General features: G+C 68.9%; 16 protein-coding genes. 4 read left to right on the top strand and 12 right to left on the bottom strand.

Annotated elements, in window-relative coordinates; translation table 11 throughout:
• Positions 1-19: 19 nt before the first annotated feature.
• The 4 genes from D7Y21_RS04735 to D7Y21_RS04720 form a co-directional block, all read right to left on the bottom strand.
• Entirely contained in the window at positions 20-571 is a 552-nt protein-coding gene (locus D7Y21_RS04735; protein ID WP_120562685.1) for a hypothetical protein, read from the bottom strand.
• 91 nt (positions 572-662) lie between these two features.
• On the bottom strand, positions 663-1460 hold the full coding sequence (locus tag D7Y21_RS04730) for a class I SAM-dependent methyltransferase (RefSeq protein ID WP_121711525.1): 798 nt from the start codon (positions 1458-1460) through the stop codon (positions 663-665).
• Complete coding sequence (locus D7Y21_RS04725; RefSeq protein WP_120562683.1) at positions 1450-2226, bottom strand: SDR family NAD(P)-dependent oxidoreductase; 777 nt, start codon at positions 2224-2226, stop codon at positions 1450-1452. The genes D7Y21_RS04730 and D7Y21_RS04725 overlap by 11 nt, the downstream gene beginning before the upstream one ends.
• Positions 2227-2389: 163 nt before the next feature.
• A complete protein-coding gene (locus tag D7Y21_RS04720) occupies positions 2390-3016 on the bottom strand; it encodes a TetR/AcrR family transcriptional regulator C-terminal domain-containing protein (RefSeq protein WP_120562682.1) in 627 nt (208 codons plus the stop codon).
• A 91-nt stretch (positions 3017-3107) separates the two neighbouring features.
• Here D7Y21_RS04720 and D7Y21_RS04715 point away from each other — a divergent pair, with 91 nt between their 5' ends.
• On the top strand, positions 3108-4574 hold the full coding sequence (locus D7Y21_RS04715) for an FAD-dependent monooxygenase (protein WP_121711523.1): 1467 nt from the start codon (positions 3108-3110) through the stop codon (positions 4572-4574).
• Between the two features lie 156 nt (positions 4575-4730).
• Here D7Y21_RS04715 and D7Y21_RS04710 read toward each other — a convergent pair whose 3' ends face one another.
• From D7Y21_RS04710 to D7Y21_RS04690, 5 genes are read right to left on the bottom strand one after another with little or no spacing between them, the layout of a single operon-like run.
• A complete protein-coding gene (locus D7Y21_RS04710; RefSeq protein WP_120562680.1) occupies positions 4731-5558 on the bottom strand; it encodes a 3-keto-5-aminohexanoate cleavage protein in 828 nt (275 codons plus the stop codon).
• A complete protein-coding gene (locus tag D7Y21_RS04705) occupies positions 5555-5953 on the bottom strand; it encodes a hotdog fold domain-containing protein (protein ID WP_014396341.1) in 399 nt (132 codons plus the stop codon). Before D7Y21_RS04705 ends, D7Y21_RS04710 begins: the two co-directional genes overlap by 4 nt.
• Positions 5950-6735 (bottom strand): OAM dimerization domain-containing protein, encoded by a 786-nt coding sequence (locus tag D7Y21_RS04700; RefSeq protein ID WP_120562679.1) that lies wholly within the window; start codon positions 6733-6735, stop codon positions 5950-5952. The genes D7Y21_RS04705 and D7Y21_RS04700 overlap by 4 nt, the downstream gene beginning before the upstream one ends.
• A 4-nt stretch (positions 6736-6739) precedes the next feature.
• Positions 6740-7225 (bottom strand): hypothetical protein, encoded by a 486-nt coding sequence (locus D7Y21_RS04695; RefSeq protein ID WP_120562678.1) that lies wholly within the window; start codon positions 7223-7225, stop codon positions 6740-6742.
• Entirely contained in the window at positions 7222-8772 is a 1551-nt protein-coding gene (locus D7Y21_RS04690; RefSeq protein WP_120562677.1) for a lysine 5,6-aminomutase subunit alpha, read from the bottom strand. Before D7Y21_RS04690 ends, D7Y21_RS04695 begins: the two co-directional genes overlap by 4 nt.
• 314 nt (positions 8773-9086) lie before the next feature.
• Between D7Y21_RS04690 and D7Y21_RS04685 the strand changes: the two genes are divergently transcribed.
• From D7Y21_RS04685 to D7Y21_RS04675, 3 genes are all read left to right on the top strand, one after another.
• Positions 9087-10631, top strand: a complete 1545-nt coding sequence (locus tag D7Y21_RS04685; protein ID WP_304988552.1) for a catalase — start codon at positions 9087-9089, stop codon at positions 10629-10631.
• Between the two features lie 101 nt (positions 10632-10732).
• Entirely contained in the window at positions 10733-11350 is a 618-nt protein-coding gene (locus D7Y21_RS04680) for an ankyrin repeat domain-containing protein (RefSeq protein WP_120562675.1), read from the top strand.
• Positions 11351-11659: 309 nt separating this feature from the next.
• Positions 11660-13357 carry a glycosyl hydrolase family 18 protein gene (locus tag D7Y21_RS04675; protein ID WP_233611982.1) on the top strand — a complete coding sequence of 566 codons (1698 nt, stop codon included), beginning with the start codon at positions 11660-11662 and terminating at the stop codon, positions 13355-13357.
• Here the strand turns inward: D7Y21_RS04675 and D7Y21_RS04670 are convergent.
• From D7Y21_RS04670 to D7Y21_RS04660, 3 genes are all read right to left on the bottom strand, one after another.
• Positions 13354-14379: an L-erythro-3,5-diaminohexanoate dehydrogenase gene (locus D7Y21_RS04670; RefSeq protein WP_120562673.1), complete on the bottom strand. Its 1026-nt coding sequence runs from the start codon at positions 14377-14379 to the stop codon at positions 13354-13356. The two genes, D7Y21_RS04675 and D7Y21_RS04670, sit on opposite strands and share 4 nt — an antisense overlap.
• A gap of 13 nt (positions 14380-14392) precedes the next feature.
• Entirely contained in the window at positions 14393-15400 is a 1008-nt protein-coding gene (locus D7Y21_RS04665) for an esterase family protein (protein ID WP_120562672.1), read from the bottom strand.
• 34 nt (positions 15401-15434) lie between these two features.
• The coding region (locus tag D7Y21_RS04660; protein ID WP_233611981.1) for a uracil-DNA glycosylase family protein at positions 15435-16070 on the bottom strand (636 nt) is incomplete at its 5' end.

Below are 16070 nucleotides of genomic sequence, written 5' to 3'. Positions count from 1 at the left end.
GCCTCCGGAAAAGCGCCGGCTACTGGCAGTCCGCCAGGCCGTAGGTGAAGTCCTGGCGCGGCGTCTGGCCCGGGTCCTGGTTGATGGCCGCGATGCTCAGGTCCGTGTACGACACCGTCTGCGTGCTGCCGATGACCATCTGCGTGCGCTGCACGCGCGTGGTGGACAGCACCACCTTGCCAATCGAGCCGGTGGGCTCGACGCGGTAGCAGTTCATGATGCGCGGATCCACCGTGGAACGGCGGCACTGCGTGTACTGCCCCAGCACCGTGCGCTTCTCATACGTGCAGCGGCAGTCCCAGGGGTCATAGGCCTCCACCACCGTGGCCGCCTCGTAGCCCGTGGCGGTCTGCACCACTTCCAGGTAGCTGCCATCCTGCGGCTGCGTGCAGCGCATCAGCGTGTCGCCCACGGCGCCCTGCTTCACCTCCGCCAGCGCCGGCTCCACCTTCACCTCGGCGCCCGCCTCGATGGCCTGCAGCGGATCCCTCGAGTCCGCACCCTCACAGCCCAGGCCCAGCAGCGACACACCCAGCAACACGACCGCGGAAAGACGCAGCGACACCTTCATGGACGACTCCTACGAATGGGGGGATGTCCGGGAGGACCCGGACATCTCTCCTGTAGGCTTTCCAGGCGGCCGGGTGCAACGCCCTTCTGCGTCACGAACGCGATACGGGCTTCAGGGCACGCGTGGCCATGAAGGTGGGCAGGAACGTGGAGAGCAGGTCCTTCCCTCCCTCGTAGTTGTCCTCGAACAGGTTCGTGAGCACGAAGCCCGCCTCCATCTGTCCGCCCAGCTGATCCTCCAGCGAATGGCCCACGACCATGGGCTCATCCTTGTCGGTGTAGCGGCGGCGCTCCTCGTCCGTGAGGCTGGTGAAGTCCGAGTACGGCATCGTGTACTTGAGCCGCATCACGCCCTTCTCCTCCTCCGCCGGGTCGAAGAGGTAGCGCACCGGATTGCAGATGCCCGACAGGAGCACGCCACCCGGGCGCAGCACGCGGAAGGCCTCGCGCCACACCGGGAGGATCTCCTCCGCGAAGCAGTTGGAGCACGGGTGGAAGATGAGGTCGAAGCTCCCGTCGGCGAAGGCGGACAGGTTCCGCATGTCGCCCTCCACGTACTGGAGCGTGAGCCCCTCGCGCTCGGCCACCTTGCGGTCCTGCGCCAGCTGCGCGGGCGAGTTGTCGAACACGGTGACGTTCGCGCCCGCCGCCGCGAGCACCGGGCACTGCTGGCCTCCCGCGCTCGCCAGGCCCAGCACGTCCTTGCCCTTCAGGTCCCCGAACCACGCACGCGGCACGGGCTTCGTCGGGGTGAGCACCACGCTCCAGTCACCTCGTCGCGCGGCGGCGATGACCTCCGGGGACACCGGCAACGTCCACTTGTTGCCCCGTCCCACCTCGCCGTTCCACGCCTCGCGGTTGTACGTCCGCACGTCCAGCTCAGTCTTCATGCAGCACCCTTCCTTCCATGCCCCCGGCCACGGTGACGACCTCGCCCGTCACGTGGCCTGAGATGCGATCCGACGCGAGCGTCACCACGACGCGCGCCACGTCCTCCGGCTGCCCCACCTTGCGCAGCGGCATCGTCCGCGTGACGCGGCCGACGAACTTCGGGTCCGTCAGCTTGTCGCGGTTGCGGTCCACTTCCGTCCAGCCCGGGCACACCACGTTGACGCGGCCCATGGGCGCGATGCGGTGCAGCTCGTTCTTCAGGCTCTTCACGAAGCCCGCCGCCAGCGCGCCCTTGGCCGCCGCGTAGTCCGTGTGGCCCGCTTCCCCGAAGAGGCCCGCCGTGGAGCTGATGATGACGATGGTGCCCGTGCCCGTGGTCTCCACGTGACGCAGGAACGCGCGGCAGCTCAGGAACACGCTGTCCAGGTTCTGCGCCAGCGTGCGGCGCCAGCGCTCCAGCGACATCTTCCACAGCGGTTCATCGGGCGCGGGGTACACGCCGGTGTTGCACACCAGCACGTCCAGCCGGCCCAGGTCCTTCACCGCCTGGGGCACCAGCGCGTCCACGTCCGCCTCCACCGTGAGGTCCGCGCGCACGGCCGCGCCGCCCACCTCGCGCGCGAGCGCCGCCGCCTTCTCCTGACTGCGGTGGTAGTGCACCGCCACCTTCGCGCCCTCGCCCGCGAACGCCCGCACCAGCGCGGAGCCGATGCCACCCGCGCCGCCCGTCACCAGCACGCCCTTGCCCTGCAGTCCCGTGTCCATCGCTTCGCGACTCCTCGTGGGCTCCCGTCAGAGCGGGAGGAATGCGCGGCATGATGCCCGAGCCGTCCGGTGCGGACAGCCGGGACGAAGAGGCGGTGTTGGGGGATGCGCTGCGAGCCGGGCAGCGGGACGAAATCCGCGCCGGACTCCTGACAGCGCCGCGCTACGGCGTGGACAGCCGCGCGCGGATGCCCGCGACGAGCAGGTCCAGCCCGAAGGCGAACCGGCGGTCGAAGTCCCGGTCCAGGATGGCGTCCACCGCGCCGGCCGCGTGCGGATAGCGCGCCGAGGCAAGCTGACGCAGCGCCCCTTCCCGCTCCTTCGCTTCGGCGTCCTGCGCGGTGAAGCCCTGCTCCTCGATGGTGAAGCCCAGCACGTAGTCGAGCACGGTGAAGGCCGCCCAGCCTGCTGCTTGCGAGTCGAACCCCGCCCGCGCCAGCGCGCCAATCACGGTGTCGGAGACGCGCAGCGTGTGCTCGGACACCACGAGGGTGCCGGCGTAGACGCGAGCGCCGTCCCGGTGGGCCAGGAACGCGCGCCGCAACTCCTCCGCCACGGTGCGCACCACCGGCTCCCACGGTGACTCCGGCGTCAGCGTCCGCGCCACGTCCCGCACCAGCGTGTCCGCCATCGCGTCCAGCAGGGCCTGCTTGCCCGGGAAGTGCCAGTACAGCGACGGAGCCTGGATGGAGAGCGCCTTCGCCAGGACGCGCATCGTGAGGCCCTCCAGGCCGTGCTCGTCCAGCAGCGTCCACGCCGCCGCTACCACCTGCTCCCGTTGGATTCGCATGCCCGCGCTGACCCTCGCTGGCTTGACAATCTAACGCCGTTAGTTGATCCCTAACAACGTTAGTTTGACGCCTTCGGGCGGGAGGTCGGTCATGGCGGAGGTCCTCGATGTGGCGGTGGTGGGAGGCGGTCCCACCGGGCTGTGGCTCGCGTGCGAGCTGGCGCTGGCGGGCGTCCGGGTGGAGCTGTTCGAGCGGCGCGTGGAGGCCGTGCGCGAGTCGCGAGCGTTGACCCTGCATCCGCGTTCGCTGGAGGTGCTCGCGCTGCGAGGGCTGGAGGACCGGTTCCTGAAACGGGGACGGCCGCTGCCTACCGGCCACTTCGCGATGCTCGACACGCGCCTGGACTTCAGCGTCCTGGACACGCGCTTCCCCTTCACGCTGTTCCTTCCGCAGGCGGTGACCGAGGCCCTGCTGGAGGAGCGGGCGCGGGAGCTGGGCGTGGCCATACGGCGAGGCCACACGGTGGAGGCCCTGCGCCAGGACGGCGAGGGCGTGGACCTGGAGGGCTCCACGGACGCGGGCACGTTCCGCATCCGGGCACGATTCGTGGTGGGCGCGGACGGAGCCCGGAGCGCGGTGCGGAGGCTGTCGGGCATCCCCTTTCCGGGGACGGACGTGACGCGCACGGCGATGCTCGGGGACGTGACGTTGGGCGCGCCGCCGGTCCAGCCTGCACTCGGCATCTCGAACGAGCGGGGCGGCGTGATGGTGGTGCCCATGGCGCCGGGCGTCCACCGCATCGTCGTCACGGATCCGCTCCGGGAGAAGGCGCAGGTGCGCGAGCCCGTCACGCTGGAAGAACTGCGGGAGAGCACGCTGCGCATCGCGGGCTCTGACTTCGGCATGCGCGAGCCCCGGTGGCTGTCCCGCTTCGGCAACGAGACGCGGCTCGCGGAGCGCTACCGGGAGGGACGCGTGCTGCTCGCGGGAGACGCCGCGCACATCCACTTCCCGGCGGGAGGCCAGGGGCTCAACGTCGGATTGCAGGACGCGATGAACCTGGGATGGAAGCTCGCGGCGGTGGTGAAGGACGGCGCGCCGGAGGCACTGCTCGACAGCTACTCGCGCGAGCGCCGTCCCGTGGGTGAAGCATTGATCCACAACACGCTGGCGCAGACCGCCCTCATGGGTGCCACGCGGGAGACGCTGGCCCTGCGCGAGTTGCTGAGCGGCCTGCTCCGCGAGCCCCGGCTGAACCGCCAGCTCGCGGACAACATCGGGGCGCTCGACGTGGGCTACGCGCCGCTGGACATGCCCGCGCCCGAGACACCCTCACCGCTGCTGTCCGAGTGGTGCGGCCGGCGCCTGAGCGACCTGGAGCTCTCACGGAGGGACGGCGCGGACGCGCGGCTCTACGCGGCGCTGCATCCGGGCCGGTGGCTGCTGCTGGGCCTGGGCGAGGACGACGCACGCCCCCTGCCCCGCTGGGAACCCGGCTGGCCCTCCCAGGTGACGACGTTGCGCGCACGGGGCCACGTGGGACGCGGAGACCTTGAAGGCGTGGGCGGCATGCTGGTGCGCCCGGACGGGCACGTCGGCTGGGCCTGGGCGGCATAAACAGCCCGGATGCCCGAGCAGCATGGAGCGAAGCTTCCTCTCGCTGACCTCGCGAGGTGGCTCATGGCGCCTCGCGAGGGCCACGTGGGGGCGAAATACAAAGGCCCGGGACGTATCCGCCCCGGGCCTCGTGTGGTGGCTCCGCGAGTGGCGTCCTCAGCCCAGGCGCAACAACTGCCGGGCCTGCTCGGGGGTGGCAATCTCACGGCCAGCGGCACGGGCCCGCTTCGCGGCCTCCGCCACCAGCTCGAAGTTGCCCTTCGCGAGCACGCCCTTGGACAGGTAGATGTTGTCCTCCAGGCCCACGCGCGCGTTGCCGCCGCGCTTCGCGGCCTCTTCCACGAACGGGAGCTGCTGGCGCCCCACGCCCGCCACCGTCCAGGAGCTCCCCTCCGGCAGCGCGGCGATCATGAAGTCCAGCACCTCCGGCCGCGCCTGCAGCGTGCCCGGCACGCCCAGCACGAAGTCGAAGTGCGCCGGCAGCTCCACCAGCCCCTCCTTCGCCAGGTAGCGAGCCTCGTCGATCATCCCGACGTCGAAGCACTCCAGCTCCGGCTTGAGGCCGATGCTCTTGATGCGCTTCGCGATGTCGCGCACCAGAGGCCGGGGATTCCAGAAGACTTCCTCCCCGAAGTTCACCGTGCCCGTGGTGAGCGTGGCCATGTCCGGCTTGTCCGCGCCGGTGAGCGTGAGCCCGCCGCACCGCTCGTCCACGTCCATGCCCACCGCGCCGCCCGTGGACACCTGGACGAGCACGTCCGTGCGCTTGCGGATGGCGCGAATGGCCGCGCGGAACAACTCCGCGTCCTGCGACGGCTTGCCCTCCGCCGTGCGCACGTGGATGTGCACCATCGCCGCGCCGGCCTCGCGGCACTTCGCCGCGTCCTCCGCGATCTCCTCGGCGGTGATGGGCAGGTACGGCGTCTGCTCGCGCGTCGTCTCCGCGCCCACCAGGGCGGCGGTGATGACCATGGGCCTGCTCATCGCTTCACCCGCTGCTTGTCCTTGGGCACCACGCACGTGCCCGAAGCGCGGCACACCACCACCGCCTCCGGCAGCACGTCCGCCGCGGAGTCATTCACGTCCGGCCGGGGCTTGATGACCTTGCGAGCCTCGAAGCGCATCTTCCGCGACGTGTTGCCCTCGCTGATGATCTCGCCCTCCGCCTCGATGAAGTCGCCCGCGTACACCGGGGCCAGGAACTCCACGGAGTCGTAGGCGCGAAACAGGCCCTCGTCCCCGTCCGAGCGGATGCACAGCTCCGTGGCCACGTCCCCGAACAGACCGAGCATCCGCGCCCCGTCCACCAGGTTGCCGCCGTAGTGCGCGTCGTGGCTGCCCATGCGCAGCCGCAGTACCGCCTTGGTGCCAGTGCTCACGTGGGTTCCCCCTGGTAGTGGGAGTCCGCGGACTCCGTGCCCTCTTTCTTCATCACCGCGTGCACGATGTAGTTCGCCACGTCGGACGGCTTGGTGCCCGGCCCGAAGCCCGCGTCGAAGCCCAGCTCCAGCGCCAGCTTGTGGTCCACGCGCGGCCCGCCCAGCAGCAAGAGCGTCTTGCCGTGGATGCCCGCCGCCTTCGCCGCGTCGATGAACTGGCGCGAGTTGTCCTTGTGCACGTCGCGCTGCGTGACGACCTGGGACACCAGGATGGCGTCCGCGTGCTTCGCGGTGGCCTTCTTGATGAGGTCCTCGTTGGGCACCTGGCTGCCCAGGTTGAACGCCTCGAAGCCGGGGTAGCGCTCCAGGCCGTAGTCGCCCGCGTAGCCCTTCATGTTGAGGATGGCGTCGATGCCCACCGTGTGCGTGTCCGTGCCCGTGCACGCGCCGAAGACGACGATGCGCCGGCGCACCTTCTCCTTGATGAGCGCGTTGAGGTCATCAAACCCCATCTTGCGCACCACCACCTCCGGCACGTCGATCTCCGCGTAGTCCAGCGTCACGTTGGAGCGGGCGTAGACGACGAAGAACGTGTACTGGTCCGCCGCGCGTTCGGCGGCGGCCACCTTCACGTCCGTGAAGCCCATCTTCTTCGTGAACTGGGCGGCGGCCTCCTTGGCCTTCTCCGACAGCGGCACCGGCAGCGTGAACGACAGCTGCACCATGCCGTCGTCGCGACGGTCGCCGTAGGGGCGGATGATCTGCTTGCTCGGCTTCACCATCGAACTAGCCCTTCTTGCCCTTGGGCGGCGTGAACGACACGCTGGTGCCCACCTTCTCGGCCACCGCGGAGAAACGATCCTTCTTGCCCTGCTCCATGTAGAAGACCACCGACCACGTCGTCTTCCCGTTGCAGCCCACGTACGTCACGGTGTCCACGTTGCCGCTGCCGTCCGGCGCCGCGTCCGTGTCCATCTTCGTGGCCGCCGGCTGGCCGCCGACCTTCAGCATCGTCCAGCTGTCGCCGCCCATGTTCGCGAGGATCTTCGTGCGGCACAGCTCCGCCTTCATGCCCGCGGTCTGCACCGTGCCCACGTCCACCATGAAGTACGCGTCGCCAGAGGGCGCCAGGAACTTCTCGGAGCCGTCCACGTTGGAGCGCGTCCACGCCGCCGGGGCCTTCAGCGCGATGTTCTTCACCGTGACGCTGCTCAACGCATCCGCGCTGCCGCCCGCGGCCATCATCACGGCAACAAAGGTACTCAGGATCATGACGCCTCCAGCATTTCCAGGAACGGATTGAAGTAATCCGGCGCCTTCTCCAGCACGCCGTCCAGGCCCTTGCCACCGGTCTCCTCGCGCTTCACGTCGCCGAAGCGCCCCTTGCCGATGGCCGCCACCATGCCCTCGGTGTGGCACTCGCGCAGCAGCTCCTCCGCCTTGGCGAAGACCTCACGCGCGCGGTTGGCGATCTTCCCGTCCTCGCGAACGGTGAACTCCTCGTCGATGCCCCGCGCCGCGCGGTGGATGTACGACGCGGACTTGAGCGCCACGTACCGGTCCGCGAGCAGCGGAGTGTGCATGGCCTCCGTCATCATGCCCAGCAGCTGGATGCCCTGCCGCGTCCAGATGGCCACCAGGTCCGCCATCACGTCGTACGCGTGGCTGAAGAAGATGTCCGTCTCCTTGTGCTTCGTGGGCGGCATGTACTTGAGCGGCGCGTCCGGGAAGCAGCGGCGCACCAGCATCGCCTGCGACAGCTCCAAGAGCAGCGTGTCGTCCCGGTACGGGTCGATTTCGTACGAGTGCCCGATGCCCAGCTGCCAGTCCTTGAGGCCCGCGCGCTTGGCGAAGCACTCGTTGATGAACTGGCTGGCGATGACGGTGTGGGCCGCGTCGTAGGCGTCCGCGGTGGTGATGTAGTTGTCCTCGCCGGTGTTGATGATGATTCCGGCCAGGGCGCAGATGCGGCGGCTGAAGTACTGGTCGATGAACGTCCGCCGCATGTTGATGTCGCGGAAGAGGATGCCGTACATCGCGTCGTTGAGGAGCATGTCCAGCCGCTCGTACGCCGCGCAGAAGGCGATCTCCGACATGCACAGGCCGGACGAGTAGTTGGTCAGCTGGATGTAGCGCTTGAGCTTGCGGCTCTCGTCGTCCAGGGCCTCGCGCATCACGCGGAAGTTCTCCTGGGTGGCGTAGGTGCCGCCGTAGCCCTCCGTCGTCGCACCGTGGGGCACGTAGTCCAGCAGCGACTGCGCCGTGGAGCGGATGACCGCGATGACGTCCGCGCCCGCCTGGGCCGCGGCGCGCGCCTGGTCCACGTCGTCGTAGATGTTGCCGGTGGCGACGATGACGTACTTGTGCGGCGCGGGCGACATGGGGAACTGCTCGCGCAGGGCGTTGCGCTGGGCGATGCGGGACTTCAGCTCCGCCATCGCCGCGCGGGCCTCCTCGCGCACGGCGTCGCGGAGATTGGATTCCATCTCCGGAGACAGCGCGCCCAGCTTGTCCGTGGGCAGCGCGGTGATGCGCTCCACGGCGTCCAGCGGACTGCTGGCGCCCAGTTGCAGCGCGCGGCCGTACCAGTACGCGGCGCCCCGGTTGAGCACCCCGGCGGACTGCAGCTTGTCCACCATGAGGTTGGCCAGGGGTACGCCGCGCGTACCCGCGCCGGAAATGCCAAAGAAGCGCAACACGGTGCGCTCATTGGAAACAGTGGTGTTGCGTTGGATGAGGTCGAAGATCGGATTGACGATCTCGTCCGCCAGCTTGCGCGCTTCGGCAATCCGCGCGTCGTCGATGAACGGGCCTGACATGCGCGCACCCTACCCGAGCGCAGCGTCCTTCGGCTCAAGAACACGGCCCCCGCACTGCCAGCAAACGATGCCGCACCGCGCCTCTTGAATGGCGAGACGCATCACGCAAATACCTTCTCACCGAAATTTCATTGCCGCCTCCAGCACCGAAGAATCGGTGACGAGGACTACCGGCAATTCGGTGAACACACCGAAATGACGGTGGAAGGCACCGCCGACCTGTATCCAACCTGTTGAATTCACAAGGCCCGAAGGGTCGGCACGAGGCGTGCTCTAGGGGTGGCCCGGTTCCCCCGTAACCCAAGGAGTCCCCCTTGAACCGACGCTCGTTGATGTTCGCCGTCCTGCTGTCTGGCGCCCCCGTCCTCGCAGCCGGCAACCCGCCGCCCATCACCACCGACTCGGGCGCGCCGCTGGGCACGAACCAGAGCTCCAAGACGGCCGGCCCGCGGGGCGGCATCCTCCTGGAGGACTTCGCCCTCATCGAGAAGCTCGCGCGCTTCGACCGTGAGCGCATCCCGGAGCGCGTGGTGCACGCGCGCGGCGTGGGCGCCTACGGCTCCTTCGAGAGCTACGGTGACTTCTCCAACCTCACGCGCGCGTCCGTCTTCTCCCAGAAGGGCAAGAAGACGCCGATGTTCGTGCGCTTCTCCACGGTCATCCACCCCAGTGGTTCGCCGGAGACGCTGCGCGACCCGCGCGGCTTCGCGCTGAAGTTCTTCACGGACGAGGGCAACTGGGACCTGGTCGGCAACAACCTGCCCATCTTCTTCATCCGTGACGCCATCAAGTTCCCGGACATGGTGCACTCGCTGAAGCCGTCCCCGGTCACCAACCGGCAGGACCCGGGCCGCTACTTCGACTTCTTCAGCCACCAGCCGGAATCCACGCACATGCTCACCCAGCTCTATTCGGACCTGGGCATCCCGGCGAGCTACCGGCAGATGGATGGCAATGGCGTGCACGCCTTCAAGTTCGTCAACGCCAAGGGGCAGGTGAAGTACGTCAAGTTCAACTGGAAGTCGCAGCAGGGCGTGAAGGGCCTCACCGTGGAGGAGGCCACGAAGCTGGGTGGCGAGGACTTCCAGCACGCCACGCACGACCTCTACACGAACATCCAGGCCGGGAAGTTCCCCTCGTGGGAGCTGAGCGTGCAGGTGCTGGATCCCAAGGACCTGGACGGCTTCACGTTTGATCCGCTGGACGCCACCAAGGAGTGGCCCAAGGACAAGCTGCCCCCGGTGAAGCTGGGCAAGTTCACGCTCAACAAGATGCCGGACAACTTCTTCGAGGAGACGGAGCAGTCCGCCTTCTCCCCGGGCGTGATGCCGCCGGGCATCGAGCCGTCCGAGGACCGGCTGCTGCAGGGCCGCCTCTTCTCCTACGCGGACACGCAGCGCTACCGCCTGGGCGCCAACTACCTGTCGCTGCCGGTGAACCGCGCACGCGCCGCGGTGAACAACAACAGCCAGGCCGGCGCGATGAACAGCGGCAACACGAAGTCGGACGTGAACTACGAGCCCAGCGTCACGCGTGAGACGCAGGACACGCCCTCCGCCCTCTTCTCCAACGCGCCGCTCACCGGCACCACGCAGCAGCGCCCCATCGCGAAGACGGACAACTTCGCGCAGGCGGGCGCCTTCTGGACGGCGCTCGACGCGGGCGGCAAGGAGCGGCTCATCCAGAACCTGGCCGGCGACCTGGGCCAGGTGCGCGACGCGAAGGTCAAGGCGCGCATGGTGGGCCACTTCTACGCGGCCAACCCGGACTACGGCACGCGCCTGGCCAAGGCCGTCAACGTGAAGCTGGACGACGCGAAGGCCACCATCGCCCCGCTCGCCACCACCGGCCAGCCGTGACCTGACGCACCGGGGCCGCCGGTGACGCCACGGCGGCCCCACTGCCCTCCCCTCTTTCCCGTCCCCGCCCGCACGCGCGCGGGGCCCCTGGAGATGCCCTCATGGTTCGCAAGCTGCTGCTCGGTTCGCTAGGTCTGGTGATGCTGGTGTGCACGGTGCTGACCGCCGCGTGGATGTCCCTGCGCGCTCCGGCGACGCCCGCCGGACGGCTGCTCGCCACCAGCGACGCGGAGCGCTACCTGCTCGCCGCCGCGCGCGAGGGCGAGACGGACATCGTCCAGGGGCTCGTCAAGGCCGGCACGCCCGTGGAGGCCCGCGACGCGCGAGGCTTCTCTCCCATCATCCTCGCCGCCTATTACGGCCACACCCAGACGGTGCAGGCGCTGCTCGACGCCGGGGCGGACGCGTGCGCGGGTGACAGCCGGGGCAACACCGCCCTCATGGGCGCCGCCTTCAAGGGCTACGCGGACGTGGTGAAGCTGCTCTCCGCCCAACCCTGCGCGGTGGACCAGACCAACCGGCTGGGCCAGACGGCCCTGATGTTCGCCGTCCTCTTCGGCCGCACGGAGGTGGCCGACCAGCTGCGCCACCAGGGCGCATCCCCCGCTCTGCGCGACGCCAGCGGCCGCTCCGCCAATGATTGGGCCCAGACCCAGACGCCGGACGCCCCCGTGGCGCCCACCCCGCTTCCGGACGCCCCCACCGCACAGGTGCGCTGAGGTCCGCACGCCAGGGACGGGGCCGCCTGTCAGCCGCCCCGGACACCAGCCATCCCCAGGGCTTCATTTCCCACCCACGGAGGTTCTGTGATGACCTACGGGAATGGGATTAGTCGGCTTAATAAGTGTTTTACGAGGCATACAAAAATACCGCAATATTTTGTCTAACCTTGACTCTTACAGGGGGTCCTACCGCATAACATCCCGCGTCCGATCAGGAGTGCGGGAATGAACAGCCATTGGTCAAAGCGGTTGCAGCGATGTGTGGTTTTGGCACTCGCGGGGATGTTTGGCGGTTGTGATTTCGGAATGGGCCCGGACAAGGAGGAAGCCCCTCCCGCCGCGCCCGAGGCTCCACAACAGGTCGTCGCGCAGCCGGCGGACGCTTCCGCCCTGGTGACGTGGACGGTGCCGCCCAAGGATGGAGGCAGCCCGATCCTCTACTACGTGGTGCGCTGCATCCCCGAGTGTGGCGGCGCGCTGGTGAACGCGCCCGACACGCAGGCCACCATCCGGGGGCTGAACAACGCCTTCCCCTACGCCTTCAAGGTCGCCGCGGTGAACGCGATGGGCGAGGGCCCGGGCTCCATGAACTCCGAAATCGTCACGCCCCAGGCGGGCATGGCCATCGCGACCCCCACGGTGCCGGGGCAGCCGCGCGCGGTGAACCCCACGGCGGGCAATGGACAGGCCTACGTGAGCTGGCTGGCCCCGGCGAGCTTCGGGGGACGGCCCTTGAGCTACTACAAGATCATGGCGGAGCCCGGTGGCCTCACCCAGCGGGTGAACGCCCCCTCCTCCGGGATGCTGTTCGAGGGCCTCGCCAACGGCACCGCGTACACCTTCAGCGTCTGCGCGGCCAACGAGATGGGCGAGGGTCCTTGCACCCGGGTGCCCGCGCCAGTGTCGCCGCGGAGCGGTGGCGCCCCGGTCAGCTGGGTCATGGGCTACTGGGTGGGCTACCAGAAGGACCTCTACCCGGCGGAAACCGTGGACATGTCGCTGCTCACGCACGTGGCCATGGGACGCATCCGGCCGAAGGAGGATGGAACGGTCATCAAGCTCTTCGACATCAGCGAACACGAGGGGCCGATCCATGCCCGGAAGATCGCGGAGCAGGCGCACGCCGCGGGCAAGAAGGCCCTGCTGATGCTGGGCGGCATGGATGAGCACGCGGGCTTCAAGGGCGCGACGGAGACGGTCGAGAAGCGCCGGAACTTCGCCCGCAACATCGTCGCTACCGTGCACGAGTTCGGCTACGACGGCGTCGACGTGGACTGGGAACCCATCGACCTGTCGGCGGGGGATGGGCCGCCGCTGCTCGCCCTCCTGGACGACCTGCGCGCCCTGGACGACAAGCTCATCATCACCGTGCCCGTGGGCTGGGTGAACTCCAACTTCGGCCTGAGCAAGGAGGAGAAGGAGTTCTACCCCCAGCTGGTGGCCCGCGTCGACCAGCTGAACATCATGTCGTACAAGATGAGCGGCGACTGGGCGGATTGGGAGGTGTGGCATTCCAGCGCGCTCTTCGGCGACACGCTGGCCCACCCCACCTCCGTCTCCAGCTCCGTGAAGGCGTACCTCGCGGCGGGCATCCCCGCGCAGCGCCTGGGCGTCGGCACCGGCTTCTTCGGAACCTGCTGGAAGAACGCCACCGAGCCAGGCCAGCCCGTGGACGGCCCCAACAATCCGTACGAGGAGCAGAGCGACAACCGGATGAGCTACGCCAACATCCAGAAGGAGTACCTGCCCAAGATGAAGTACATCTGGGACGCCACGGCGCGGGTGCCCTACCTCTCCGACGCCGACGCGAAGGGCCCGCAGTCCTGCAACTTCGTCTCCTATGAGGACATCCCCTCCGTGACGGAGAAGGGACGCTGGACGCGGGAGCAGGGCCTGGGGGGCGCCATCATCTGGACCATCAACCAGGGCCACCTCAAGGAGGCCCCGGCGGGTGAGCGGGATCCGCTGCTGAAGGCCGTGCACGCGGCCTTCCTCAAGCCCTAGACGTAGCGGGACTCGAAGAGCTGGCGCAACGACGGTTCGGTGCGCAGCAGGTCCAGCGTGAGGGTGGCGTGGCCGGGCACGTAACCATTGCCCACGAGCATGGTGACGTCCTTGCCCACGCCCTCCGCGCCCAGGGCCGCCGTGGTGAAGCTGGTGGCCATGGAGAAGAAGATGACGGTGCCGCCGTCCTTCACGGACAAGAGTGACGCCATCTCCGTGTTGCCCACGCTGGCGCAGTTGACCACCAGGTCGCAGAGCTGACCGTTGGTCGCCTTGGACACGGCCTCCATCACGTCCACGCCCTGGGTGGCGTCCACCTTCAGCGCCTCGTCACACAGGCCGATGGCGGACAGCGCGTCCAGCGCCTTCTGGGAGATGTCCAGCGCCAGCAGCTTGCCGCGGCTCTCCAGGCTGCGACGGGCCTGCGCCAGGCACAGCGCGCCGCTCTTGCCCGCGCCCAGCACCGCCACCGTCATGCCCGGGCGCACGTGGCGCGCCACCAGCGCGGGCGCGCCGCAGACATCCAGCGCCGCCAGGGACAGCGTGTCCGGCATGTCCGTCGGGAGCTTCGCGTAGATGCCGCTCGCGAAGAGCAGCGCGTGGCCGCGGATGTCCACGCGGTCGATGTCCGCGTGCACCGCCTTCACCTCTTCGATGACGAGCGGCGTGAGCGTCAGGCTCACCAGCGTGGCGATGCGGTCCCCGGGCTTGAGCACGCCGTTGGCGGGGTGCTTCGCGCCCAGCTCCTTCACCCGGCCAATGAGCATGCCGCCGGAGCCGGTGACGGGGTTCTGCATCTTGCCGCGCTCAAGGACGATGTCCTGGATGCGCGAGGCGATGCGCGCGGGGTCGCCGCCCACGTCGTCCTTGATCTGCTTGAAGGACGCGGCGTCGATGTTGAGGCTCTCCACGTCGATGAGCAGCTCCGCCTCGCGGCACGGCAGCGAGGGGTCCAGCTTGCGGGCGCGCTGCGGCAGCACGCCCTTCTCCGCCACGACGCGCGACAGTCCGTAGGTATCCATGGGCTCCCCCTTATCAGTCCCGCGCCAGGAGCGGCACCAGCACCGAAAGCGATCGCTCGAAGCGATACGACACGCCCGAGTGCCCGTCCTCGAACTCCTCGTGCGCCACGTCCACGCCGCCGGCCTTCAGGTCGTCCGCCACCATGCGCGTGCCCCAGCGCAGGTTGAACTCGTCGCGCGTGCCGGCGTCCAGGTAGACCGTCTTCAGCTTGCGGAAGGAGTCCATGAACTTGGGCACGAAGCGCACGGGGTCGTGCACGAGCCACCGGTTCCACACGTCCAGGCGCAGCTTCGCGTTGTGCTGCTCGAAGGGCAGTTCCAGGTTGAGCGGCTCGCCCTTCTTCGGCGAGTACGCCGCCGCCATGGCCAGGATGTTGATGACCGGGAAGTCGTCGCCGCGCACCTTGGTGGCTACGGCGCGCTGGCGCAGCTCCGTCACCCACGCCTCCACGCCGCCGGCCTTCATCAGGGAGGTGGCGGCCTTGGGCAGGTCCGGCATGTACGAGTACTCGAAGTAGGAATCCGGGGCGTGCGCGCCGACCAGGGAGAATATCTCCGGGTGGTAGCGGCCCATCACCAGCGCGCCGTAGCCACCGGAGCTGTGGCCCACGACCGCGCGGGACGCGGCCTTGGGCAGCGTGCGGAAGGTCTTGTCCACGAAGCCGACGATGTCCTTGACCAGGTAGTCGCGGTAGCGGCCGATGGCGTCGCTGTTCACCCACTGGCTGCCGCCCAGCTTCGTCCACGCGTCCGGGAAGACGCCGATGACGGGCGGGATGGCGCCCTGTTCGATGAGCGCGTCCAGGCGGTCCGGAACGGAGGGCGAGAAGCCGGACGCGTTGGTCCACGAGCCGCCGCCGTTGCCGAAGGCGTGCAGGAAGTAGACGACCGCGTAGCGCTGCGTGCCTTCCGCGTAGCCCGGCGGCAGGTACACGGTGAGCCGGCGGCGGGCCGGATCTCCCAGCGGGTTGTTCTCCAGCGCGGGGGAATGCACTTCACGCGTCTCGAGCACGCCCTTCATCAATGCCTCTCCTGGTCGCGGTGCGCCGCGCGTTCTACGCGCTGGAGCCCGGGTGCTTGCCGAACAGCTTCATCACCTGCTGCAGGTCCTCCCACGCCTTGCGCTTCTCCGCGCTGTTGCGCAGGAGGTACGCGGGGTGGAAGGTGGGCATGAGCTGGATGCCCTCGTATTCGCGCCACTGGCCCCGCATGCGGGTGATGGGGGTGGTGTCCCTGAGCAGCGTCTGCGCCGCGAACTTGCCCAGCGCGACGATGACCTTGGGCTGGAGCGCGAGCAACTGCGAGCGCAGGAAGGGCTCGCACGCGGCGATCTCATCCGGCTCCGGGTTGCGGTTGCCGGGCGGGCGGCACTTCACGACGTTGGCGATGTAGACGTCGTTCCGGGTGAAGCCCATGGCGCCAATCATCTTGGTGAGCAGGTCGCCCGCGGCGCCCACGAAGGGCACGCCCTGGAGGTCCTCGTTCTCACCGGGGCCCTCGCCCACGAACACCAGGTCCGCGCGAGGGTTGCCGGAGCCGAACACGATGTTCTTGCGGCCCGAGCACAGCTTGCAGCGGCGGCAGTCGCCCAGCTCGCGGCGGATCTGATCCAGCGTGGGGCGTTCACCCTCCACGACGCCGGGCAGCGCGCCGTTGTAGCGGGGCGTGGCCCTGGGCACGTCCAGGAGCAT

It is taken from the genome of Corallococcus sp. AB045, from assembly GCF_003668895.1.
Lineage (GTDB): Bacteria > Myxococcota > Myxococcia > Myxococcales > Myxococcaceae > Corallococcus > Corallococcus coralloides.
Note: the sequence above shows the minus strand (reverse complement) of the source record. Positions and strands in the feature narration are given on the sequence as shown.